General features: G+C 62.6%; 19 protein-coding genes. 5 read left to right on the forward strand and 14 right to left on the reverse strand.

Annotation, left to right across the window (positions count from 1 at the left end; translation table 11 throughout):
• Positions 1-31: 31 nt before the first annotated feature.
• On the forward strand, positions 32-1,336 hold the full coding sequence (locus HAV21_RS13635) for an aromatic acid/H+ symport family MFS transporter (RefSeq protein WP_142939368.1): 1,305 nt from the start codon (positions 32-34) through the stop codon (positions 1,334-1,336).
• The gene (locus tag HAV21_RS13640) at positions 1,329-2,579 is read left to right on the forward strand and encodes an FAD-dependent oxidoreductase (RefSeq protein ID WP_142939367.1); all 1,251 of its coding nucleotides are present in this window, start codon (positions 1,329-1,331) and stop codon (positions 2,577-2,579) included. The genes HAV21_RS13635 and HAV21_RS13640 overlap by 8 nt, the downstream gene beginning before the upstream one ends.
• A 40-nt stretch (positions 2,580-2,619) precedes the next feature.
• On the opposite strand, the gene HAV21_RS13645 is transcribed toward HAV21_RS13640, so the two are convergent.
• From HAV21_RS13645 to HAV21_RS13660, 4 genes are all read right to left on the reverse strand, one after another.
• A complete protein-coding gene (locus HAV21_RS13645) occupies positions 2,620-3,387 on the reverse strand; it encodes an SCO1664 family protein (RefSeq protein ID WP_166842086.1) in 768 nt (255 codons plus the stop codon).
• Entirely contained in the window at positions 3,387-3,935 is a 549-nt protein-coding gene (locus HAV21_RS13650; RefSeq protein ID WP_142939365.1) for a DUF3090 domain-containing protein, read from the reverse strand. The genes HAV21_RS13645 and HAV21_RS13650 overlap by 1 nt, the downstream gene beginning before the upstream one ends.
• Positions 3,936-3,959: 24 nt before the next feature.
• On the reverse strand, positions 3,960-4,652 hold the full coding sequence (locus HAV21_RS13655) for a histidine phosphatase family protein (RefSeq protein ID WP_142939364.1): 693 nt from the start codon (positions 4,650-4,652) through the stop codon (positions 3,960-3,962).
• Between the two features lie 90 nt (positions 4,653-4,742).
• Positions 4,743-6,206, reverse strand: coding sequence for a glycosyltransferase (locus HAV21_RS13660; protein WP_166842087.1), 1,464 nt, complete (start codon positions 6,204-6,206; stop codon positions 4,743-4,745).
• 215 nt (positions 6,207-6,421) lie between these two features.
• On the opposite strand from HAV21_RS13660, the gene HAV21_RS13665 reads away from it, so the two are divergent.
• Positions 6,422-7,522, forward strand: coding sequence for a ferredoxin reductase (locus HAV21_RS13665; protein ID WP_166842133.1), 1,101 nt, complete (start codon positions 6,422-6,424; stop codon positions 7,520-7,522).
• Between the two features lie 13 nt (positions 7,523-7,535).
• Positions 7,536-8,696, forward strand: coding sequence for an acyl-CoA desaturase (locus tag HAV21_RS13670; protein WP_166842088.1), 1,161 nt, complete (start codon positions 7,536-7,538; stop codon positions 8,694-8,696).
• A 47-nt stretch (positions 8,697-8,743) separates the two neighbouring features.
• Here the strand turns inward: HAV21_RS13670 and mtr are convergent, their stop codons facing one another.
• The 3 genes from mtr to HAV21_RS13685 form a co-directional block, all read right to left on the reverse strand.
• Entirely contained in the window at positions 8,744-10,153 is a 1,410-nt protein-coding gene (gene mtr, locus HAV21_RS13675) for a mycothione reductase (protein ID WP_166842089.1), read from the reverse strand.
• A gap of 159 nt (positions 10,154-10,312) precedes the next feature.
• Positions 10,313-11,272: a D-glycerate dehydrogenase gene (locus tag HAV21_RS13680; protein ID WP_166842090.1), complete on the reverse strand. Its 960-nt coding sequence runs from the start codon at positions 11,270-11,272 to the stop codon at positions 10,313-10,315.
• A complete protein-coding gene (locus tag HAV21_RS13685) occupies positions 11,269-12,468 on the reverse strand; it encodes an aminotransferase class I/II-fold pyridoxal phosphate-dependent enzyme (RefSeq protein ID WP_166842091.1) in 1,200 nt (399 codons plus the stop codon). Before HAV21_RS13685 ends, HAV21_RS13680 begins: the two co-directional genes overlap by 4 nt.
• Before the next feature lie 124 nt (positions 12,469-12,592).
• On the opposite strand from HAV21_RS13685, the gene HAV21_RS13690 reads away from it, so the two are divergent.
• Entirely contained in the window at positions 12,593-13,627 is a 1,035-nt protein-coding gene (locus tag HAV21_RS13690) for an AAA family ATPase (protein WP_142939357.1), read from the forward strand.
• A gap of 82 nt (positions 13,628-13,709) precedes the next feature.
• On the opposite strand, the gene HAV21_RS13695 is transcribed toward HAV21_RS13690, so the two are convergent.
• The 7 genes from HAV21_RS13695 to HAV21_RS13725 all read right to left on the reverse strand — a co-directional run bounded on the left by HAV21_RS13695 (position 13,710) and on the right by HAV21_RS13725 (position 21,149).
• Entirely contained in the window at positions 13,710-14,732 is a 1,023-nt protein-coding gene (locus tag HAV21_RS13695) for a DUF808 domain-containing protein (RefSeq protein WP_166842092.1), read from the reverse strand.
• A 139-nt stretch (positions 14,733-14,871) separates the two neighbouring features.
• Positions 14,872-15,867: a fumarylacetoacetate hydrolase family protein gene (locus tag HAV21_RS13700; RefSeq protein WP_166842093.1), complete on the reverse strand. Its 996-nt coding sequence runs from the start codon at positions 15,865-15,867 to the stop codon at positions 14,872-14,874.
• An 8-nt stretch (positions 15,868-15,875) separates the two neighbouring features.
• A complete protein-coding gene (locus tag HAV21_RS13705; RefSeq protein ID WP_166842094.1) occupies positions 15,876-16,952 on the reverse strand; it encodes an amidohydrolase family protein in 1,077 nt (358 codons plus the stop codon).
• Positions 16,949-18,073, reverse strand: coding sequence for an FAD-dependent monooxygenase (locus HAV21_RS13710; protein WP_142939353.1), 1,125 nt, complete (start codon positions 18,071-18,073; stop codon positions 16,949-16,951). Before HAV21_RS13710 ends, HAV21_RS13705 begins: the two co-directional genes overlap by 4 nt.
• A gap of 106 nt (positions 18,074-18,179) precedes the next feature.
• Entirely contained in the window at positions 18,180-19,139 is a 960-nt protein-coding gene (locus tag HAV21_RS13715) for a cyclase family protein (protein WP_243753300.1), read from the reverse strand.
• A gap of 44 nt (positions 19,140-19,183) precedes the next feature.
• The gene (locus HAV21_RS13720; RefSeq protein WP_142939352.1) at positions 19,184-20,125 is read right to left on the reverse strand and encodes a fumarylacetoacetate hydrolase family protein; all 942 of its coding nucleotides are present in this window, start codon (positions 20,123-20,125) and stop codon (positions 19,184-19,186) included.
• A gap of 4 nt (positions 20,126-20,129) precedes the next feature.
• Entirely contained in the window at positions 20,130-21,149 is a 1,020-nt protein-coding gene (locus HAV21_RS13725; protein ID WP_166842095.1) for a VOC family protein, read from the reverse strand.
• Positions 21,150-21,264: the final 115 nt, after the last annotated feature.

Raw genomic sequence — 21,264 nt, forward strand, 5'->3', positions numbered from 1 at the left:
TTGTTTGCCTGACCCATCCGAAAGTGGTGGGATGAATCACTCACTTCCCGCTGCAGCGTCGCAAGAGGCATCCTCCAGAATCGTCGCCGCTGCTGTTCCCAGCACTGAGGCCGGTCCGCGGTTTTCCAAAGGCTCGGCACTAGCCGTCCTGGTGTGCTGGCTTCTGGTGGTTTTCGACGGCTACGACCTCATTGTCTACGGCACCGTCCAGGCCTCCCTGATCTCCGAGACCGGCTGGGGCCTGACCAAAGCCACCGCCGGGACCATTGGGTCCATGGCATTCCTCGGCATGATGATCGGAGCGATCTTTGCAGGCCGGATGGCCGACTCCTGGGGACGGCGCAAGACAATCCTCGGGTGCGCGATCGTCTTTTCGATCTTCACCATCCTGTGTGCGTTTGCTCCCAATGCGGCGGTCTTTGGTGCCCTTCGCCTCCTGGCCGGCGTCGGGCTTGGCGGGCTGGTGCCGTCGGCCAATGCCTTGGTGGCGGAGTTGGTCCCCACAAAATGGCGCTCCACCATCGCCACGCTCATGATGTCCGGCGTCCCGATCGGCGGCTCTCTGGCCGCGCTGGTGGGAATTCCCCTGATCCCCGCTTTCGGGTGGGAGGTGATGTTCCTGGTGGCTGTCCTGGCGCTGGTGATCGTGGTGCCGCTGGGCTTGAAGTACATCCCGGAGACGCTGACGCCGGGCTCGATGAAGCGTACTAAGTCCAAGAACTCCTCTGGTTTCGGTACTCTGCTCCGCGCCCCTTACCTGGGTGTCAGCATGCTCTTTGCCCTCGCCACCATCGCCACCTTGTTCGCCTGGTATGGTTTGGGCACGTGGCTGCCCAATCTGATGCAGTTGGCGGGCTACAACCTGGGATCGGCTCTCACCTTTGCGCTGGCACTGAACCTCGGTGCCGTTGCCGGATCGGTCATCACGGCATGGGCGGGCACACGCTTCGGGCCGATTCCGACGGCCATAACGGCAGCCGCCGTCGCCGCCGTCGGACTGGCCGTTCTCCTGGCCAGCCCGCCCGTTAGCGTCGTCTATGCCGCACTGGTGCTTGCCGGCGTCGGAACCCATGGCACCCAGTGCCTCATCATCGCCGCGGTGGCCAGCCACTATCCCGACTACCTGCGGGGGACAGCGCTTGGCTGGGCGTTGGGCACAGGCCGGATCGGGGCTGTCATCGCACCCCAAGTGGGTGGCCTCCTTCTGGCAGCCGGAATGGGCGTCAACTCAAACTTCCTCGCGTTTGCCGGAGCCGCAGCGATTGCCGCGGTCCTCCTGGCCGGCATCGGACTCAAAATCAAACTCACCATCTCCCAAGGAGCACACAATGTCTGAGTACCTCAATTCCACTGACGTCCTGGTTGTGGGAGGAGGCATGGCCGGCCTTGCAGGCGCCCTGGCCCTCCGCGAAAACGGCGCCAACGTCACGCTGGTAGAGCGGGCGCCCGAGTTCGGCGAGGTAGGCGCCGGCCTGCAAATGGCACCGAATGCATCCCGTGTCCTAAAGCGCTGGGGCTTGCTGGAGAAGGCACTGGAAATCGGTGTCCAGCCCAAGCACTTGGTGTTCCGGGATGCTGTTACCGGAGAAGAGCTGACGAGGCAGTCGCTTCAGGGGGAGTTCAAGGACCGGTACGGCGCACCGTACGTGGTGATCCACCGCAGCGATCTGCACCGGGTTCTCCTTGAGGGCTGTGAAGCTGCCGGGGTGAAGCTCATCAACGATGTCATGGTGAACGGCGTGGAAACGGTGAACGGCAGGGGAGTAGTGCACACCGAGTCGGGTGTGGACTATGAAGCCGATGTGGTGATCGCTGCCGACGGATTGAAGTCCACGCTGCGCCCGCTGGTGGCCTCGGATGAACCCGTTTCCTCCGCTTACGTGGCATACAGGGGAACCGTGCCCATTACGTCGGAAACCCCTGCTGCGGACCTCGAAGACGTCGTGGTTTATCTCGGCCCGGACTGTCACCTGGTGCAGTACCCCCTGCGCAAGGGGGAGCTGCTGAACACTGTGGCCGTTTTCAAATCGCCGTCCTTCGAGCGCGGTGAAGAACAATACGGCGGAGTGGACGAGCTGCAGGCCGCCTACCAGGACTGTGTTCCGGCGGTGCAGGCGGCTCTTGCGAACCTCGGCACGGGCATCCGCTGGCCCATGTACGATCGCGACCCCATTGAAAACTGGGTCGCCGGCCGTATGGTTCTGATGGGCGACGCCGCCCACCCCATGCTCCAGTACCTTGCCCAAGGTGCCTGCCAGGCCCTCGAAGACGCCGCCGTGCTGCAAGACGTCACCGCAGGCACCGTCTTCACCGCTGACGGCGTCAACCCGGCCGCGTGGGATGAAGCGCTTGCCGCGTTCAATTCCGCCCGCGCCACCAGGACAGCCCGGGTCCAGCGCACCGCCCGCGTCTGGGGCGAGTCCTGGCACGTTTCCGGCCTCGCGCGGACACTGCGCAACTTGCTGTTCAAGAGCCGCAAGGACAACGACTTCCAGTACAACGATTGGCTGTATGAGGCGGCGGGCCAAGGCGTGCCTGCACTGGAGGCGGCCTTGGTAACCAGCAAGCAGCCTGCCTGATGTTGGGCGTTTGTTGAGGGGGCCAGCCGGACCTGGTTCCCTAAAACAGGGGCCAGGGCACGGCCGGCATCTCCCCGCTCGGAGCCGGAAAGCGCCCTGCCGCGCGCAACCGCTCGCACCGAGTGGTGAGCGATGCGATTTCTTCGGCGCTGAGCAAGTCGGCCAGGTCCCGGCCGAGCTCACCTTGCAGTCCTTCGGTCACACGATCGATGCCTTCGAGTTCCTCGTCCGTAAGAGCATCGCCCAGCCAGCCCCACAGCACCGTGCGCAGCTTGTGGTCCTGGTGGAAGGTCAGTCCATGGTCCACGCCGTGCCGGACGCCGTCCGTCATGGCGAGGATGTGGTCGCCTTTCCGGTCGGCGTTGTTGACCACCGCATCGAACACAGCCATTCGCCTGAGCGCGGCCGAGTCTTCGTGAACGAGGGAAACCATCCGTCCGTTCTCATCCTGTCCTTCGAGGACGTGTTTCCATCCCGTCTCCGGTACGTGCTCCGTCGCGAGCAGGTTCACTGCGCGCTGGGTGGGGTCTTGCTCCTGCCAGAGCTGCACCATTCCAGCACCCAGGGGACCATCGCGTAGCCAGGTGCGTGGCACGATGTCCCAGTCGAAAACCTGCGAGACCAGGTAGGCGGCTACTTCGCGGTGAGCCAGGCATCCGTGCGGAAAATCCCATAGCGGGCTTTCGCCTGCTATGGGCTTGTAGACGACGTCGACGTCGGCGATGCTGCCCAGGAAGGTAGCGTTCGACGCCGTCGTAATGCGGCCGGTGAGTGTCAGCTCGGCGGTCATGAGCTCCGGCGCGGGCATCAGGCCTCGGGAAGGGCGCAGACGTGCCCGTCGGCGTCCATGGGGAGACCGCACAGCGGGCACGCGGGTCGTCCGGCCCCGACGATCTCCCGGGTGCGTTTGGCGAAAGCGCGGGCGGTGCCTACGGGCATGCGCACCAGCAACATTTCGGCCGCGTTGGAGCCGTCCTCATCACGTGGTTCGTCGTCGTCATCGAGGTCAGCGATGGGGTACGCCTCTATGACAACCTGCGCAGTGGTTGGATCCCAGCCCAAGCTCATGGCGCCTGTGCGGAACTGTTCTTCAACGGCTTCCAGAGGGTCATTGTCTACAAGTTCAGGGGGAGTACTTGTGGGAACGCTGAACGGGTTGCCTTGGACGGTGATGAGCTGATCGAGGATTTCGTCGATCTTATCCGCGAGCAGAGCCGACTGCTGCTTCTCCAAAGCAACACTCACCATTTGCTTTCCCGTACGCACCTGCAGGTAGAAGGTCCGCGACCCTGGAAGGCCGATGGTGCCAACAACGACCCGATCAGGCCAGGCAAACTCGTGAACAAGTGTAGGCATGTCTGTATTTTAGGCACATAAGGTTCACAGAGCGTTGTGCCCCACACCGCCGCCCACTGGCGCATCCCCGGCGGGGACAATATTTGTAAGCCATGACAGATCACCCGCGTCTGTGTTGGTCGCGTATACGCTCGGCCGGCTAGGGCCGTAGCGCACGATCGAAACAGAGGCAGGGCCCACGTTGATTCGCTGAAACAGGTCAAGGTGCATGCCGAGCGCGTCGGCGAGGATCGACTTGATAACGTCGCCATGACTTACGGCAACCCATACGGCACCTGGCCCGTGCTCGGCTTCGAAGGCCGCATCGTGACGTCGAATCGCTGCCACGGAACGAGCCTGCATTGCCGCCATGGATTCACCACCGGGAAACACGACGGCGGCTGGTTGCGATTGCACAACCGGCCACAAAGTCTCGGTGGCCAGGTCGCTGAGGGAGCGGCCCTGCCACTGGCCGTAATCGCACTCGGTGAGATCCGGGTCGACCGGCGCGTACGGCGTGCCGGCCTGGCGGTCGATGATGAGCCGGGCCGTCTGTTGGCAGCGCTCAAGGGGGCTCGATACGACCGCGACTACCGGGACGGCCGCGAGCCGGTCAGCTGTCTGAGCCGCCTGTTCGCGGCCCACCTGGTCCAGGTCGACACCAAGGGCCCGCCCGGCCAGCAGTCCAGTTGCATTGGCCGTGGTGCGGCCGTGCCGCACAAGAATAACTGTTGCCATTGACCAAGCCTAACCACCGGATGCTTGGGGACAGAGCTGGTGCAGCGGGGAAGCAGCTGGTGGGCAGGTCCACCGATGGGGTTTTGCCAGTTACCCATGGAGGTCGCGGAACGGCGCCAACGGCCCTTCGACACGGACAGGAAGTGCGTCGTCGCCCCTCAACATGGCGCGGAGCAACCTCCGTTGCTCCCAACGGAGAAGCAGGGACGCCCGGCCGCGCCGGAGCACCAAGTCTCCGTCCGGCGTCGAGTACCGCTTCTGCAGATCCGGCAGCTCATCTTCCTGAAGAAGTGCAACCGTGCTGCCCGAAGCCTGGTCGACCAAGCGCAGCAAAGAGGAAGGTCCCGTGAGGTCGGTTGCGACAAAGCGGTTCTCGCTGGCGGCAAGGATGGTCCTTTGTGCCGCGCGCGTCACTACCAGCGGCCTGGAGGGCCCGCCCAGCAGCTCGCTTAGTACGTCGGCTGCGGCGTCAGGGCGGCCTGTTCTCTGCGCCGCCGCCTGCATCTTCTGCAACCGGCCGGGATCGCGCAGTACCTGGTCGATCTTCCAGCCGATCGTTGCGGCGGTGTTGCAGCGTACGGCTGCCCCCTGCTCCATGAGGTAATCGCCGTTGCGTACTTCCTGACCAGGGATCGGGTTCACAAGGACCATGGGGAGACCCGCGGCCATGCATTCCGACGCCGACAGCCCGCCCGGTTTGCCCACGAACAGGTCCGCCCGCTGCAGCAGCTGCGGCATTTCCGCTGTGAAGCCAAGAACGCTGTAGCGGTCGCCGGCCGACGCCACGAGTGCCCCGATGCGCTGCCGCAGCGCATCATTGTGGCCGCACACCACTGTGGCCGTGAAGGCTGAGCGCATATGCAGTGTCTGCCGAACCACCGAGACAGCGTAGTCGCCACCGGTCGCACCCGCAGAGATGAGCAGCATGGGTGGCTTGTTGGAATCGCGTACGGGCCCCGGACTGAGCTGTTTCTTGATGGGGATCCCCGTGGCAGTCACACGGTCGGAAGGAAGACCAAGCGCCATCAGCTCCACCTTTCCTTCTTCCCGGGCCACAAAGATCTTGTGGAATGCCCCGGAGAGCCACAAGCCTTGAAAGTCGTAATCGGTGGTGACCACAGCTGTCTTCGCATCGATCAGGCCGCGGAGAAGCAGTGCGGCCAACAGCTGGGCCGGAAGGAAATGTGTGCACACAATCGCGGTGGGCCGGAACCGCTTGATCGCACCAACAACCGGACTGGCGTTGACCCGCGTCCAGGGGTCAATCGGGCCACGGCGACGGAACGGCGGGTTGCTGATGTCGTAGCCCCATTCGACGAGCCACGGCAGGCCTTCCACGAGGACGGAGTAGCCCCGGCTCAAGAGTGCGCGGTAGAGGACGCTGCTCACCTGCAGCACGTCCAGCACCTGCACCTCGGCGATGTCAGCGCGCGCGGCGCATGCTTGCTGCACCGCCGCCGCGGCGCTGTTATGCCCGGATCCCACGCCAGCGGTCAGGATTAGTACGCGCTGTCCGCTGGCGGTGCGTTTGTCTCGTGCAGACGTTGTGCGCATGAGGTGAGGCTAGCAGTCTGCATCCCCTTGATGACCCGGTGGCCGTGGCTTGATGTCGGTTCGACCTCAGGGAGGCGTTGGGTCTCCAAGTGGCGGTTTGAGCAGAATCCGGTGATGATAATACTCTCAGTCCTACTGAACCGGCATGGGCCACATAAGCCTCTTCCGGCCGAAGTGGTCGGATTCTTGTTCTCTGTCGTTGCGAGGAGCAGCTCATCGTCCGCTTCAGACCACTGGCCCGCATAGCCTCGGTTTTGACCACCCCGCTTGCGCCGGAGGATGTCCTGGCGCTTTTCAACCCTGTCTTTTCGTCCCGTCAGTTGCGCGGGGTGGTCACGGAGGTTGTCCATGAGACGGCCCAATCGGCCACTATTTTCTTTCGGCCCGGCCGCGGCTGGCATGCCCACCTGGCCGGTCAGTGGGCGCGGATAGGTGTAGAGCTCAACGGGGTTCGCCATTGGCGGTCCTATTCCCTGAGTTCACCGGCCGGCAAGGACCCGGCTATTACTGTCACTGACGTTGGATCCGTGTCAGGAACTCTGGTCCGCAAAACGAAGGTGGGTGATGTCCTCTTTTTGGCTCCACCCCAGGGCGACTTTGTCCTCCCTGAGCACCCCCGTTCACTCCTGATGCTCACGGCGGGAAGCGGCATCACGCCCGTCATGTCAATGATCCGGACGCTTGTCCCAAGCCGGCCCGATGCGAACGTTGTGCTGATCCACTCTTCCCGCGGGCAAGGCGACAGTATCTTCCGGGAGGAACTGGCTGAACTTGCTGATCAATTTCCTAACTTCCGGCTTGTCCAATGGCACACCGAAGGCCGTGGCCGCATGAACTTCACGTCCACGGCCGTGTTGGACGAGGTTTGCCCGGACTGGCGGGCCAGGGCGGCGTATGCGTGCGGCCCCGAGTCCTTCCTAGATGACGCGGAAGCCATGTGGAACCAGGCGGCGCTGGCCGGTGCCGCTGCTTCCGCGAACGAATCCAAGGGTGTAAAAGAAGTGGGTTCGCTGACGATTGAGCGGTTCAGCACTGAACTCCGGGGAGGGGATGGAGGCGAAGGTGGCATAGTGACATTTGAGGCTTCCGACCGCGAGGTCTTTGCAGGCGGCAACGTTCCCATTCTCGACGTCGGGGAGGACGCAGGGTTGCTGATGCCCAGCGGATGTCGCATGGGCATTTGTCACAGCTGCCTCACCCCGTTGCTCGCCGGAAGGGTCCGCGATCTTCGTACCGGTGAGGTCCGCGGGGCACCTGGGGAACTCATCCAAACGTGCGTCTCGGCAGCTGCCGGACCCGTCAACCTCGGAATTTGAGGAGTACCACCGCATGTCAGTAGTTTCAGCCATGAGCTCCGCCACCGCCGTCGGGCCCAAGACCCGGCCCGGTGCCCTTGCCGAGGCCGGCAGGCCGACAGTGCGGCCACCTGCGGCAGCCCACCTGAGCGACGAACAAGTAGCCCAGCTGGGCCGTGAGCTCGATGCCATACGTGACGAAATCCTTGGCAAGCGCGGATCCAGCGACGCCGCCTACATCAGGCGCATGATCAAGATCCAACGGGGGTTGGAAATCTCCGGTCGTGCCGCGCTGCTGGTGGGTAGGAACAAGGCAGCCTGGTTCACCGGCACAACGCTCCTCAGCGTGGCTAAAATTCTGGAGAATATGGAACTGGGCCACAACATCCTCCACGGGCAGTGGGATTGGATGAGAGACCCGGACATCCACTCCACCACGTGGGAATGGGACTTCGTTACCCCCTCGCGCTCGTGGCAGCACACTCATAACGATCTTCACCACCGCTGGACCAACGTGGTGGGCAAGGATCGCGACGTCGGGTACAACCTTCTGCGGATGGATCCCGATCAGGAATGGAAGCCTTTTAACCTGGGCAATCCCCTGTATAACGCCTTGCTCGCGCCCGTCTTCGAATGGGGCATAGCCATTTACGACTTGGAGATCCCCGAGTACAAAGAAGGCCTGAAATCCAAGGAGGCCATGAACAAGGATCTCAAAGCGCTGGGGCGAAAGGCGGTCAAACAGTTCGCTAAGGACTACGCCGCCACTCCTGCCTTGGCCATGCTTACAGGCTCCGGGAAGCAAGCCCTCTACGGCACACTGACTGCCAACGCTATCCGTAATGTCTGGGCCCACGCTGTCATTTTCTGTGGCCACTTTCCCGAGGGAACCGACACGTTCACCGAGGAAATGGTGGAAGGTGAAACCCGCGGCGACTGGTACGTACGTCAGATGATCGGATCGGCCAACATCTCAGGGCCCCGGTTCATGCACCTGATGACCGGAAACCTGTCGCATCAAATCGAGCACCACCTCTTCCCGGATCTGCCGTCCAACCGCTACGCCGAGATCGCACCCAAGGTCCGTGAGATCTGCGGTCGCTACGGTCTGAAGTACACCACGGGGCCGCTGCTGAAACAGGTGGGATCTGCGTGGGCTAAAGTTTTCAAGCTCGCCCTGCCCACAAGGAGTTAGTGTCTGCGTAGCTTCGGTGTGCGCGGACGTGTGACGTGGTGTTCTGGTCAGTTGAAGGTGAGACCAAGCAGGGCGTTTTCGGTGACTTCGGGCAGCGCGGGGTGAATCCAGTATTGATTGGCGGCGAATTGACGTACGTCGAGGTCGAAGGCCAGGACAGTGATCATTTGCTGGATCAGGGTGGATGCTTGTGGGCCCATGTAGTGGGCGCCGAGGAGTTTGCCGGTGTCCTGATCGGCTATCAGCTTGCAGATGCCGGTTGTGTCTTCCAGGGCCCACCCAAAGGCCACGTCCCCGTAGTCCTGGACTTTGACGGTGACGTTATGGCCGTGTTCGCGGGCTTGGGATTCGGTCATGCCTACCGTGGCAATCTGGGGGTGCGTGAAAACGGCGGCGGGGACATGGCGGTGAGGCATTTCCTGAAGCTTGTCCGGGTTCAACAGATTGTGGCGGACGGCGCGCATCTCTGCGTTGGCTACATGCTTGAGCATGTAGGGCGAGGACACGTCGCCAAGAGCCCACACGCCGTCGGCGGAGCTCGACCGGCCGTACTCATCGACCTTGATGCGCCCGTCATTGGTCATGTCGATCCCGCCGGAAGGTAGGTCCAGCAGGTCTCCGTTGGGGGTGCGCCCGGCGGCTACCAGCAGTACCTCCCCGGTGGCGGTGGAGCCGTCGTCGAGCCTGACGGAAATACCGTCATCGGTCTGATCGGCGCCAACGGTGGTCCTGCCGAACCGGACATCGAAGCGTTTGGCGGCCAGGGTGTTGAAACGATCGTGAAGGTCCTCATCGAGGTTCTTCAGGAGCGTGGAGCGGGCGATGATTGTGACGTCCGTGCCAAGGGCGTCGAAGACGTGGGCGAACTCCATGGCAATGTAGCCTCCGCCAATGATCACCAGGGATTTGGGCAGCTGCGGAATCCGCATGATGTCCTCATTGGTGTGGTACCGCACGCCGGAGTCGGCGATGGCCCCGGGAATAACGGGTCGGGAGCCGGCCGCGACGACGATCCGGTCGCCCGAGATGGTTCGCTGGTGGACCCCTTGGCCGGTTCGCAACGTACGATCACCAACGAAGACGGCGTGCTGGTCATAGACGTCGATGTTTGGGGTCTGCGGTCCGCGGCGATACTCTTCACCGGCAGCGGAGATGGCATCGATCCGGTTCCCGAAGATGCGGCTCACCATGCCTGGCCAGTCAACGGAGTTGACCTCGGCCTCCAAGCCCAGCCTTCCGGACTCCGCGGTCTGCAGTGCGACGTCGGCGGTGTGAACGTACATCTTCGTGGGGATGCAGCCTACGTTCAGGCAGGTCCCGCCGAAGGAAGCCTTCTCGATGATCGCGATCGATTGGTCCTCGAACCCGGGTCCGGGAATGGAATTCCCGGACCCGGTGCCGATGATCACCAGGTCGTAGTGTCGGTCTACGGCAGTCTTGCTGGCAGGGGTGTTCATAAGGGTTGTCCTCGCTCTTGGTTGTTCCAACCCTACTGAACTCCAACCTCACGGTTAGCGCAGCCTTGGCCGGTAGCTTCGCGCGTCCGCGAAGCTCGAACACCCCTGGCGGGTTAACCGGAACTGACTGGCGACCACATCTATGTTGGCCCCGACGCCCTATGCGATGGGCGCGGGTGGTTGTTCTCCGCTCAACACTGCCAGTGCGTTATCAGCGGCCAGCATGGCCATGGCTGTGCGTGTCTCCACGGTGGCTGAGCCGAGGTGTGGCACGAGCGCAACATTGTCCAGCCCAAGAAGTTCGGGGTGAACGCTTGGCTCTTTCTCGAAGACGTCGAGCCCGGCACCGGCAATTACACCCTCTCGGAGGGCTGTTGCCAGCGCATCTTCATTCACGATGGGTCCGCGCGCAGTGTTGATGAGGAATGCAGAATTCTTCATTGCAGCGAGTTGTTCGGCCCCGATCAGGTGATGAGTGGCGGGACCGTACGGGCAGTGCAGGGAGACGACGTCGGCAACGGCCAGCAGCTCGTCGAGATCGACGCGTCGGGCGTCCAGTTCGGCGGCGATTTGAGGATCGACTTCGCTGCGGGACTGGTAGACGATCTCCATGCCGAAGGCTTTGGCCCTCCGCGCGGTTGCTTGGCCGATGCCGCCCATGCCTACGATGCCGAGGGTCTTGCCTTGCAGGCTGGACCCGAGGAGGAAGAACATGCCCCACTTCCAAGCTTGGCCGGAGCGGATGAGTCGTTCGCCCTCGCCGAGTCGTCGGGTTGCCATGAGGATGAGACCGAACGCGATGTCGGCCGTGGCCTCGGTGAGGACACCGGGGGTGTTGGTGGCCACAATTCCCCGTTGAGTGCAGGCGGGCACGTCGATGTTGTCATAGCCGACGGCGACGTTCGCCACGACTTTGAGCTGCGGGCCGGCGGCCTCGAGCAGTTCTGCGTCGACGCGCTCGGTGAGCAGGGACACTATGGCATCGGCTCCGGCTACGCGGCGCAGAAGTTCTTCGCGGGTGATGGTCTGGGGACCAGCCCAGGCATCGACGTCGTGTTCGGCCCGAAGCTTTTCAATGGCAGCCTCGGGGATGCGTCCCGTGACGACGACGCGGCTCATGCGGTCACCATCCAGTCGCGGAGGCGGCCAAGGCCGTCACGGATGTCAGCGACGTCGATGCCTGAGTAGGCGAGGCGGATGTACTGCCGCTCTTCTCCGGGTTGGCGTCGGCCGAAGTGCTCACGGGTGCAGAAGGAAACTCCGGTTTTGTAGAGGGCGTCGCTGGCGAAGTCGCCCACTGCCGTGTATCCCATCTTCTCCATGACGTCGGTGACGTCCGGGAACAGGTAGAACGTGGACTGCGGCACTGCGACGTGCATCCCGGGGACGGAGTTCACGAGCTCACAGGCTGCATCCCGGCGTTCACGCAGGATGTCCAACATCTGCTGGACGGGTTCCTGGGTGCCGCGGAGTGCTTCGATACCCGCCCACTGTACGTAGTGAGTGGTGCAGGATTCGTCGTTGGTGTTGAGGGTGCTGAGTACTTTGGCGATTTCGAGGGGCGCGACGGCGCAGCCGAGGCGTGAGCCTGTCATGGCGAACTTCTTGCTGAAGGTGTAGAGGATGACGGTTCGCTCGGCCATTCCCGGGATGGATGCGATTGAGCTGGAGACACCCTCGTAGCGGGTTTCGAAGTAGGCCTCGTCGGAGAGCACCCAGAGGTTGTGCTCTTGTGCGATGTGGGCGATGGCTTCACGTTCGGCCGTGGTGGACTCTGCAGAGATGGGGTTCTGTAGATCGTTGTAGATGATCGCTACGGTGTTCGGGGTGATGGATGCGCGTACCTGGTCGAGGTCAATCGAGAAGCCCTGGCTGGTGGGGAGGTAGCGGTACGGTACCGCCGTGCCGCCGAGGTATTCGATCTGAGACTCGTAGATCGGGAATCCAGGGTTCGGGTAGAGCACTTCCTGCCCGGGGTTCATCACTGCCTGCAGGAACTTGGTGATGACGGGTTTACCGCCGGTCATCACCACGACGTTGTCGGGGGAGAGGGTGATGCCGCGGCGTGAACCGAGGTCCTCGGCGAGGGCTTCGCGCAGTTGAGGGATGCCGGGGCCGGGGCAGTAGCCCGTGTAGCCGTCAGCGATGGCTTTGGTCATAGCTTCGATGATGTGCGGGGCGGTGGGGATGTTGATGTCGCCGAGGTGGAAGGGGAAAACCAGGTTTCCTTTGGCCTTCCAAGCCGCTGCCGCTTGGGCGACGCTAAAGGCGGTTTCGGTGCCAAGCCGGTCGAGTCGATGCGCGAGTTGCTGCATGCTGTGTACTCCTCGTTGAGTAAGGGTCTTTCGCAGACGCTAATACTTAACTAATATATCAGAAACGTTTGATGTAACTTAGGCATACCGGACCCTTCAGCCACTTCTGCCCTACAGTGGATGTATGGCAGCCAGCCGCAATCCGCTTGATGACCTGCGTGAGACCATTGGCCACTTGGCCAATCAGCTCAAGTTGTCCGGCTCGGAACGCGTGGACGATCTAATAGGTGATGTCACGGGCGCAAGGCCCGGGCCGGCCCGGCCACTTTCGGAGGTGCAGTCCGAACTGGACTCGCTGGTGGGCCTGGAGACCGTGAAGGAACAGGTGCGGGCCTTGGTCGCCTTGCTCCAAGTCCAGGCCCGCCGTAAGGCTCACGGCCTCCCGGAAGTTGCCACGTCTCAGCATTTGGTGTTTTTGGGAAACCCGGGGACGGGCAAGACCACCGTGGCCCGGCTCCTGGCCGAGATGTACCGCGCGGTGGGTTTATTGCAAAAAGGGCATTTGGTTGAGGTGGATCGCTCGGGCCTGGTGGGGCAGTATGTTGGGGCGACTGCCATCAAGACGGACCGCGTGATCCGACGAGCGCTCGATGGTGTCTTATTCATCGACGAGGCCTACGCGCTGGCACCGGAAGATGGCCGAATGGACTTCGGCCCCGAGGCAATCGAGGTCTTGCTCAAGCGAATGGAGGATCACCGCCATCGGCTTGTGGTGATTGTGGCCGGCTACCCGCGCCTGATGGAAGCTTTTCTGCTCTCCAACCCCGGACTCCGTTCACGTTTCGCCCGGGAGATCACGTTCCCCAACTACTCCGTTGATGAGTTGCAGACCATATTCCACCGTATGCTGGCCCAGCACGAGTACATTTTGGAACCCGGTGCGGACCAGATGCTGCGTCGAATCCTTGCCGGGCTCCATGCCGGGGAGGACTCCGGTAACGCACGCTTTGCCCGCACGTTGTTCGAGCAGGCACTCAACCGACAGGCCCTGCGGCTCTCGCTTGATGAGGCTCAAAGTCTGGATGCACTCGATCGGGAGGCCGTCATGACCCTCACCGGAGTAGACCTCGTCGAGGCAGCGCTGGCTTTGGGTGAAGAACCGGAACCAGAGCCGACGCCGGAACCGGAGCGGTCGCGCTGGTGGAGCTGGCTGGTCTGAGTGTTTTCGGGCGGTCGGTCCGCGTAATATCCGGCTGCAGCTGCGGCGTCCAGGCTCACCTATACCGGACGCCGCAACAGTTCTAGGAGACCGGATCCTCGTGGTTTTTCGCGGGCTTGTGTCCGGCGATCGCGGAACGGACGTCGCCTTCTTCGTGCCCCTCCTCCTTCTTGCCGAACGGCAGCACCTTCAGCAGCGGATGCAGGATGAGCATGATGACGAGGCCCCAGATGGCTCCCAGAATGGCAGAGCACAGCGTGTTCACCAGCCAGGCGAGGAAGCCGCCCACTACAGGGATCCCGGCGAAGGGTGACTCAAGTACATGAACCAAGTCGTAGGGAGCGTGCCAGCCGAGATCGTAGGCGCCCTGCAACATGATGTGACCGCCAACCCACAGCATGGCGATGGTCCCGATGAGCGTGATGGCACCCAGGACGGCCGGCATGCCCTTGACGAGCAGGCGGCCGAAGCGCTGGGAACCCGCGGAGTCCTTGGTGGTCAGGTGCAGGCCGATGTCGTCCATTTTGACGATGAGCCCTACCGCACCGTAAACGAGGACGGTGATGATTACTGCTACGACCACCAGGATGAAAGCCCTGACCCACAATGACTCAGCTGCTACCTCATTCATGGCGATGACCATGATCTCGCAGGACAGGATGAAGTCCGTGGTGATGGCGCCCTTGGTCACCTTGGCCTCGGCCTCGGGTCCGCGTTGAACGGCCGGCGCTTTCTCATGCTGGGAGTGGCCACGAAGTTTGTGCCAGACCTTCTCGGCGCCCTCGTAGCAGAGGTAAGTGCCGCCCAACATGAGGATGAACGGAATAACTCCCGGAATGAAGGCGCTGATCAGCAGCAACGCCGGGAGGATGAACACCAGCTTGTTCCGCAGTGAACCCCAGAAGATCCGCTTGATCATGGGCAGTTCGCGGGACGGGTCCGCCCCGGACACGTACTGCGGAGTCACGGCGGCGTCGTCAATGACCACGCCGGCGGCTTTGGCCCCTGCTTTGGCTGCCCCTGCGGCGATGTCGTCGACGGATGCAGCCGCAATGCGGGCCAAGGCGGCAACATCGTCCAGAAGCGCTACCAGACCGCCGCTCATAGAACCGCCCCGTCCTGCTGAGGGGTGGACAAGAGAGTATGGCAACCTAAGGAAAAACGCGTAATGGGCATGATCGGATTATATGTTGCGGTGACAAAGAGCAGATGGCCAAAACGCGCGCAAAGGGACAATGTCAGTCCTAGGTGCGGAAGGCCACACTGACGGTGCGGTTCCGGGGACGGTTCCGGGCCGGGACCCTGGTCACGCCGTTTCGCCTTTCACCCACGGTGTTCTCGATGCTGCCGATTCCCTCCACAGCCATCCGCACAACGTCGCCGGTCTTCAGAGGTGGGGGTGTCTTGGACCCGTTCCGTCCCCAGAGTTCAGCGAGGCAGCCGCTGCCGCAGGTTCCGGAGCCGAGGACGTCCCCCGGTCGCACTACCGAGTCCTGGGACGCGTAGGCAACCAGCTCAGCGAACGGCCAACCCATGTTGGACAGCAGATCCTGGCCTATGGGCTGCCCGTTGACTTCCACAGCCATGGAGATGGGGAGAAAGCCCTCATCGTCATGCAGGTGTTCGAACTCATCAGCCGTCACGATCCAGGGGCCCACAGTATTTGCGAAATCTTTGCCCTTGCAGGGACCTAGGCTGACTTTCATTTCGCGGCGCTGAAGGTCCCTGGCGGACCAGTCATTGAGCACGGTGTAGCCAAAGATGTGCCGGTGGGCATCTGCCGCTGACAGGTTACTGCCGTCGCTGCCCGGTACATGCCCGACGACGGCGGCTACCTCGGTCTCGAAGTCCAGTTCGCTGCATCCCGCCGGAATACTGATCACATCGCCTGTGCCTGTCACCGTGTGGGGGTTGGTGAAGTAGAACGTGGGTGCCTCGTACCATTCCGCAACAACGCCGGCCACGCCGTCGATGCTCTTCCTCACACCTTCCACATGCTCTTCAAAGGCCACGAAGTCCCTGATGGTGGCAGGTACCAGCGGCGCCAGCAACTCTACGTCCGCAAGGGCAACCGAAGGTGCGCCGCGAAGCGTTTCCGCGGCGATCTCCAGCGTTCTTGCCAAACCGGCACTCAACAAGTGGTTAACGGTTTGTCCCTCCGGCAACCCGAAGCAACTGCCGTCATCCACGAACCCGGAGTATGTACCGCCATCGTGATTCCAGCGGGCGATCTTGACCATGTGTTTCCTTAGGTGGTGGGGCGGACGGCGAGGCTGGCCGCAGCGCTGATGCCGAGGCCGGAAGCGTTGCCGGCAAGAACTTTGGCGGCATCGGCCGCGGTGAATCCTGCTTCGCTAACTGCCCCGACGGGATCGCTGGAGCCCATGTCGAATGGATAATCCGAGCCGAGCAGGACTTGCCCGGCGCCCGCCACCTCAACGAGGGCGCGCAGCTCGCGGGTGCTGTGCACCAGGGAATCGAAGAAGATCCTCTGAAGATACGTCGACGGCGGTTCGGCGCACCGCTGCGCCTCGGGGCGAACCTTCCAAGCGTGGTCCGATCGGCCAAAGGTGGTGGGCAGGTAACCACCCCCGTGCGCGGCGAGGATCTTGAGGTCCGGGTGACGGTCCAGGACCCCGCTGAAAATCACGTGGGAAAGCGCGACGGCGTTCTCTGCGGGCTGGGAGACCGTATTGGACAGGTAGAAGCGGTCCAGTCGTTCGTCCAGGGAGCAGCCAAAGGGGTGGAGGAACACGATTGCGTCCAGTTCCGCAGCCCGGTTCCAGAAAGGTTCCAGCCGCGGATCGGAGAGCTCAACAGTGCTGCGCTCCGGGTCCCCGGGCGTGGCAGCAAAAGAGCCGATCTCCACGCCCAGCAAGCCGCAGTCAAGAACAGCATGTTCCAAGGCCTCCACCATTAGCTGCGGATGTTGCAACGGAACCAAGCCCAGCCCGTTCAACCGTTCCGGTGCCTGCTGGACAAGATCCCGGACTGCCTCGTTTGTTTGCATGGCAAGCCGCAGTGCGAGCTCTTCCCCGGCAAAATAGTAGAAATGCGACGGCGACGGTGACACCAGTTGTACGTCCACTCCTTGGGCGTCCATGTCCGCCAGCCGGCGGTCAAGATCAGTGAGCTGCGGCCACCGTTCTTTGATCATGAGGCCGGAGTTCGCCATGGACTCGGGACCGTTCCGCCTGACTTCCAACGCCTGCAGTTCTGCGAAACCTTCAGGGTCAGCGGTGGCCACCAGCTGCTGCAAGGCCGGAATCAGAACGTGGGCATGGACATCCACAGTGGGCTGTTGGGCTGTTTCGATGTGGTTCATGCGGGTTCCTTAAGCATGGTGGAGAGCGAGTTCATCAGGCCCGGAACATTTGCGTCCCTGACACCGTCCAGCATCCATTGACCAAGCTGGACTGAGGCTTTGACGACGGCCGTTGCCCTGTCCAGGCGGCGGTCCGCGAACTCCTTCCAGAGGGTTTCCGTGACGTGGTCCGCGGCGATCAACAGCTCCGCAAGTACCGCGGCGTCTTCCAAGGCCATGGCCGCGCCTTGCGCCACTGTTGGAGGGCAACTGTGCGCCGCGTCCCCAATGATGACGGTACGGCCGCGGTTCCACGGTCCTTCCACCAGGTGCGAAGTGAACCACGTGTAGTTGATTCGGGCGCCATGGTCCAGGTTTGAGCGGATCTCGTTCCACGGGCCGCCGTAGGCGGCGGCGAGTTCGGCCATCACCTTGGGGCCGTCTTCCTGCTTGCGTTCCTGGGCCTTCTCCACGAGGTAGGCATAAATGGTGTCCGGGCCGGTGGGGCAGTAGCCGGCGATGAAACACGGCCCTCCGTAGGTGAGGTCGGTCCGGACCACTTCCTCAGGCCGTTCGACGAAGGCGCGCCAAATACCCATTCCCGTAGGCTTGGGCTCCACCTCGATGCCGATCGCTTTGCGGACTGCGGAGTGCAGTCCATCTGCGCCGATCAGGAGGTCGTAGCCCGAGGTGCCGCCGTCGCCGGTGCGGACGGTGACGCTGCCGCCGTCGTCCTCTATGTCGGTGACGGTCTTGCCGTAACTGATGCGGGCACCTGCCTGCACGGCGCGTTCACGCAGGATGGCAGTCAGGTCCGGACGGTACATACCGAGCGTCGCCGGAAGGTCGTCGCCACCGGTCCGGATGTCGTCCAGGACGGCAATCACGGTACCTGCGGGATCGGGGGCGCGCAGGCCGAGGGTGCTGAACGCGTACCCTTTCGCCTCCACGTCTTCCCAGACGCCAAGATCGCGCAGGACGCGCAGGGCGTTTCCCTGCAGCGTGATACCGGAGCCAAGGGTTTGTGGCTCGGTTGCCTTCTCCAGAACCTCCACCTCGATCCCGGCATCTGCCAGAAGGATCGCCGCAGTGAGTCCTGCAGCCCCTGCTCCGACGATTCCGACCTTCTGTACTGCTGCCATCTTTGACTCCTTTGTGGTGACGGCCATACTGCCTATTGTGCTGCTTCTCGCGCGAAGCTGTTTCTGCCCTGGGCTACTTCGGCTGTGAAACCGGAGGGCGGACCAGCTATCGCACGGCTATGGGGTTGACCGGGGAACCGACCGCTCCGGTGATGGGAAGCGGAGCGGCTGTCAGCATGAACTCATACCTGCCGTCAAGGGCGCATGCTTCCGCCAATTCATCCAGATCCCACATTTCGCCGAGGAACAGCCCCAGATTGGGAATGGCGATCTGGTGGAGTGGCTGGAAAGCACCTTCAAACTCGTTGGGCCGGACTTCGAATCCCCAGGTGTCTGTGGCGATTCCGGCGATCTCCGAGGCGTGCAGCCATGGTGCCGTGCTGAACGACAACCCGGGAGCGGACCCTCCGGCGTAATCACCCCAGCCTTCGCGGCGAACACGCGTGTACTGCCCGGTGCGGAGCACCACGATGTCGCCGCGGCGAACTACCGAGCTTGGACCCTGGCGTTCAATGGTGCGCTCCAGGTGCTCCGGGGTGATGGCGAAGCCATCGGGCAATTCCCCGTCAGTACGTCCAAGCTCCGGCCCCATGGCGCGGCCAACATCCAACAAAACACCACGGGTGACGATTTTGGCGGCGGCGGTTTCTATCCCGGTGAAGAGGTCGCCCTCAGAGGTGACAACATCTCCCGCGGCCCGGCCGTTCCAGGCTTTGCCGCGATCGAAGATGTGCCCAAGCCCGTCCCACTGAGTAGAGCACTGCAAGGGCATGGCGATCACGTCATCAGCCCCACCGAAGCCGTGCGGGAACCCCTGGTTGCCGCGCTCCGCGTCCACCCCGGTGTCGGTCATGGTGTGAACCGGGTTGGTGCGTCGACGCCACCCCTTCTGGGGGCCATTAGTGTCGAAGGGCTGGGACAAGGAGAACGCATCGCCAGACTTCACCAACGATGCCGCCTCCACGCGCTTGCCGTTGTCTATGAAGTTGAGGGTACCGAGGACGTCGTCGTCGCCCCAGCGTCCCCAGTTGTTGTATAGCTGAGCCGCGGCGGCGATGCTGCCCATCGGGTCAGAGGGCCGGATCTGGTTGGTCTCAACGGCGTCGGCGGTCACTGTTCGTCCTTGCAGTGAATGCGTTGGGTTCCCAGGCCGGTGATGGTGCCCTCCATGACGTCGCCGTCCTGCAGGAGCCGCCCCCAGTGCTGGCCGTTGCCCGCGGGGCTTCCGGTCAGAACCAGGTCGCCGGGCCGAAGAGGCATGATTTGGGACGCTTCGCTGACCAGTTTGGCGACACCGAAGATCATGTCCTGTGTTGACTCGTCCTGCATGGCCTTCCCGTTGAGCTCCAGTGTCACTTGGACATCCTGAGGGTCGCCGAAGAACTTGGCGGGCACCAGCAGGGGACCGGTGGGCAGGAAGCCCGGTGCGTTCTTGGCGCGGTACCAGTCCGAACCGATGGCGGGCATGTCCTTGCGGAACACATACTCGCGCGTGGTGATGTCGTTGACCATGGTGTACCCAAAGACATACTCGAGAGCTTCTTCCGGGGTTACCCGGAAAGCTTCCTTACCGATCACGGCTGCTAGCTCGAGTTCCCAATCGTGGGACTTGCTGTATGCCGGGAGGGTGAGATCGTCCGTGGCTGAAGCGATAGCCGTGGGGAGGCCGATGAAGAAATAGGGTGTTCCCTGGCCGGCGCGCTCATCCATCATGGCTGCTGTCTTGGCGCGCACCTCTTCGGCATCCTGGCCGGCTTCCCGGTGGGCCACGGCCAGATCGATCACGTGCTTGCGGTAGTTGGCGCCGGTCTGTAGGACCTGCGCCGGTTCCACTGGAGCAAGGACCTCGACGGCGGACAAGGCAAGGCCCGCCTCTTCACCGGCCGAGGCTGCGAGCTTGTCAAGTTCGTTTTCGGTGGTCTCCCAGTGGTGGATCAGGCCATTGATGTCACTGTCCAGGGGGAGGACACGTTCGCCTACCAGCAATCCTGCCCTGGCCTTTGTGTCGCCGGGTTCCTGGAAGCGGATCAGCGAGTACGTTGCGTCAGCCATGTTCCTAGCCCCGACCCTGCTTTGCGTAGGGGTTCAGGAGGGCTTCCTTCATTTCGGCGGATGCACCTTCTTCCGTGGCGGTGAAGCCTTCCGCCGGCGGGAAGGATTCTGTCATGGAGTGCGGCATGGCGCCGTTCTTGTAGAAGTTGTTGGAACCTTCCGAGGGCTTCCAGGTGTTGGCGTCCCAGTCCGGCACGTAGTTCCGGTAGCCGCCCGAGTTGAGCTCAACGCGCAGGCCTGAGGGGTCGCGGAAGTACAGGAAGTTCTGTTCGCCCACGCCGTGGATGGAGGGGCCGTATTCCATGGGGGTGCCGTTTTCCATCATGACGTCAGCAGTGCGGAGAAGGTCCTCGGTGGCGTCCACCCAGAACGCGATGTGGTTGACGCGGCCGGCGCGCTGGGAAGTATCTTTAACGACGCCGAGGTCGTGGGACTTCTCGTTGGTGGTCAGTACTGAGAAGACGGTGATGGGTGCTTCGTCCAGGTCAACGAACGCCATGACGCGGAAGCCCAGTGCCTCGTTGTACCACTTGGCGAATCCGCGGACATCGGAGGAAGCCACCGTGACGTGGTCCAGGAAACGGGGAGCGGCTGCGTGGCTGCTACGGCGTTCGGGACGGTCGGGGTACGTGGATTCGAAGCCGGGCTCGGCAACGAACTTCTCCACGTCATAGAACAAGCGCATGTGGTGGCCGTAGGGGCCGGTGAATTCGTAGGCCTTGCCGAAGCCGTGGCCACCGGCCGTCCAGGTGCCCTGCACACCTGTTGCTTCAACACGGGCTGCTGCGGCTTCCAGTGCTGCTTGGGAGTTGGTGCGCCACGCCATCCGGCCGAGCGATGCCTCGGGGCCTTCAGTGATGACCAGGCTGTAGCGGTAGTAGTCGCCCCAGCAGCGCAGGTACACATTGCCATCCACGCGATCAATGATGCGCATGCCGAATTTCTCCTCGTAGAACCGTGCCGAGGCTTCAACGTCCGGAGTGGTGATCTCGAGGTGGGCAAGATGGGAGAGGGGAGTTTCCACGATGAATTTCCTTCTGAGTGCTTGATTGCTGGGACAGTTATCTGCAGGTCCTGTAACAACCATGAGCCACATCACGTATTCGGAGAAGAGCAAGTATCTGATAGCAACTATCTGT

The sequence above is a fragment of the Paenarthrobacter sp. MSM-2-10-13 genome, from assembly GCF_011605365.1.
Lineage (GTDB): Bacteria > Actinomycetota > Actinomycetes > Actinomycetales > Micrococcaceae > Arthrobacter.

Excerpts from the sequence above, each read along its gene's own strand:
- HAV21_RS13720 (WP_142939352.1), bottom strand. The coding sequence starts at position 20,125 with ATGGCTGACGCAACGTACTCGCTGATCCGCTTCCAGGAACCCGGCGAC.
- HAV21_RS13685 (WP_166842091.1), bottom strand. The coding sequence starts at position 12,468 with ATGCAGCAACTCGCGCATCGACTCGACCGGCTTGGCACCGAAACCGCC.
- HAV21_RS13715 (WP_243753300.1), bottom strand. The coding sequence starts at position 19,139 with ATGGGCAGCATCGCCGCCGCGGCTCAGCTATACAACAACTGGGGACGC.
- HAV21_RS13655 (WP_142939364.1), bottom strand. The coding sequence starts at position 4,652 with ATGGCAACAGTTATTCTTGTGCGGCACGGCCGCACCACGGCCAATGCA.
- HAV21_RS13680 (WP_166842090.1), bottom strand. The coding sequence starts at position 11,272 with ATGAGCCGCGTCGTCGTCACGGGACGCATCCCCGAGGCTGCCATTGAA.
- HAV21_RS13640 (WP_142939367.1), top strand. The coding sequence starts at position 1,329 with ATGTCTGAGTACCTCAATTCCACTGACGTCCTGGTTGTGGGAGGAGGC.
- mtr (WP_166842089.1), bottom strand. The coding sequence starts at position 10,153 with ATGAACACCCCTGCCAGCAAGACTGCCGTAGACCGACACTACGACCTG.
- HAV21_RS13700 (WP_166842093.1), bottom strand. The coding sequence starts at position 15,867 with ATGGTCAAGATCGCCCGCTGGAATCACGATGGCGGTACATACTCCGGG.
- HAV21_RS13670 (WP_166842088.1), top strand. The coding sequence starts at position 7,536 with ATGTCAGTAGTTTCAGCCATGAGCTCCGCCACCGCCGTCGGGCCCAAG.
- HAV21_RS13660 (WP_166842087.1), bottom strand. The coding sequence starts at position 6,206 with ATGCGCACAACGTCTGCACGAGACAAACGCACCGCCAGCGGACAGCGC.
- HAV21_RS13695 (WP_166842092.1), bottom strand. The coding sequence starts at position 14,732 with ATGAGCGGCGGTCTGGTAGCGCTTCTGGACGATGTTGCCGCCTTGGCC.
- HAV21_RS13690 (WP_142939357.1), top strand. The coding sequence starts at position 12,593 with ATGGCAGCCAGCCGCAATCCGCTTGATGACCTGCGTGAGACCATTGGC.
- HAV21_RS13650 (WP_142939365.1), bottom strand. The coding sequence starts at position 3,935 with ATGCCTACACTTGTTCACGAGTTTGCCTGGCCTGATCGGGTCGTTGTT.
- HAV21_RS13710 (WP_142939353.1), bottom strand. The coding sequence starts at position 18,073 with ATGGCAGCAGTACAGAAGGTCGGAATCGTCGGAGCAGGGGCTGCAGGA.
- HAV21_RS13635 (WP_142939368.1), top strand. The coding sequence starts at position 32 with ATGAATCACTCACTTCCCGCTGCAGCGTCGCAAGAGGCATCCTCCAGA.
- HAV21_RS13705 (WP_166842094.1), bottom strand. The coding sequence starts at position 16,952 with ATGAACCACATCGAAACAGCCCAACAGCCCACTGTGGATGTCCATGCC.
- HAV21_RS13645 (WP_166842086.1), bottom strand. The coding sequence starts at position 3,387 with ATGCCCGCGCCGGAGCTCATGACCGCCGAGCTGACACTCACCGGCCGC.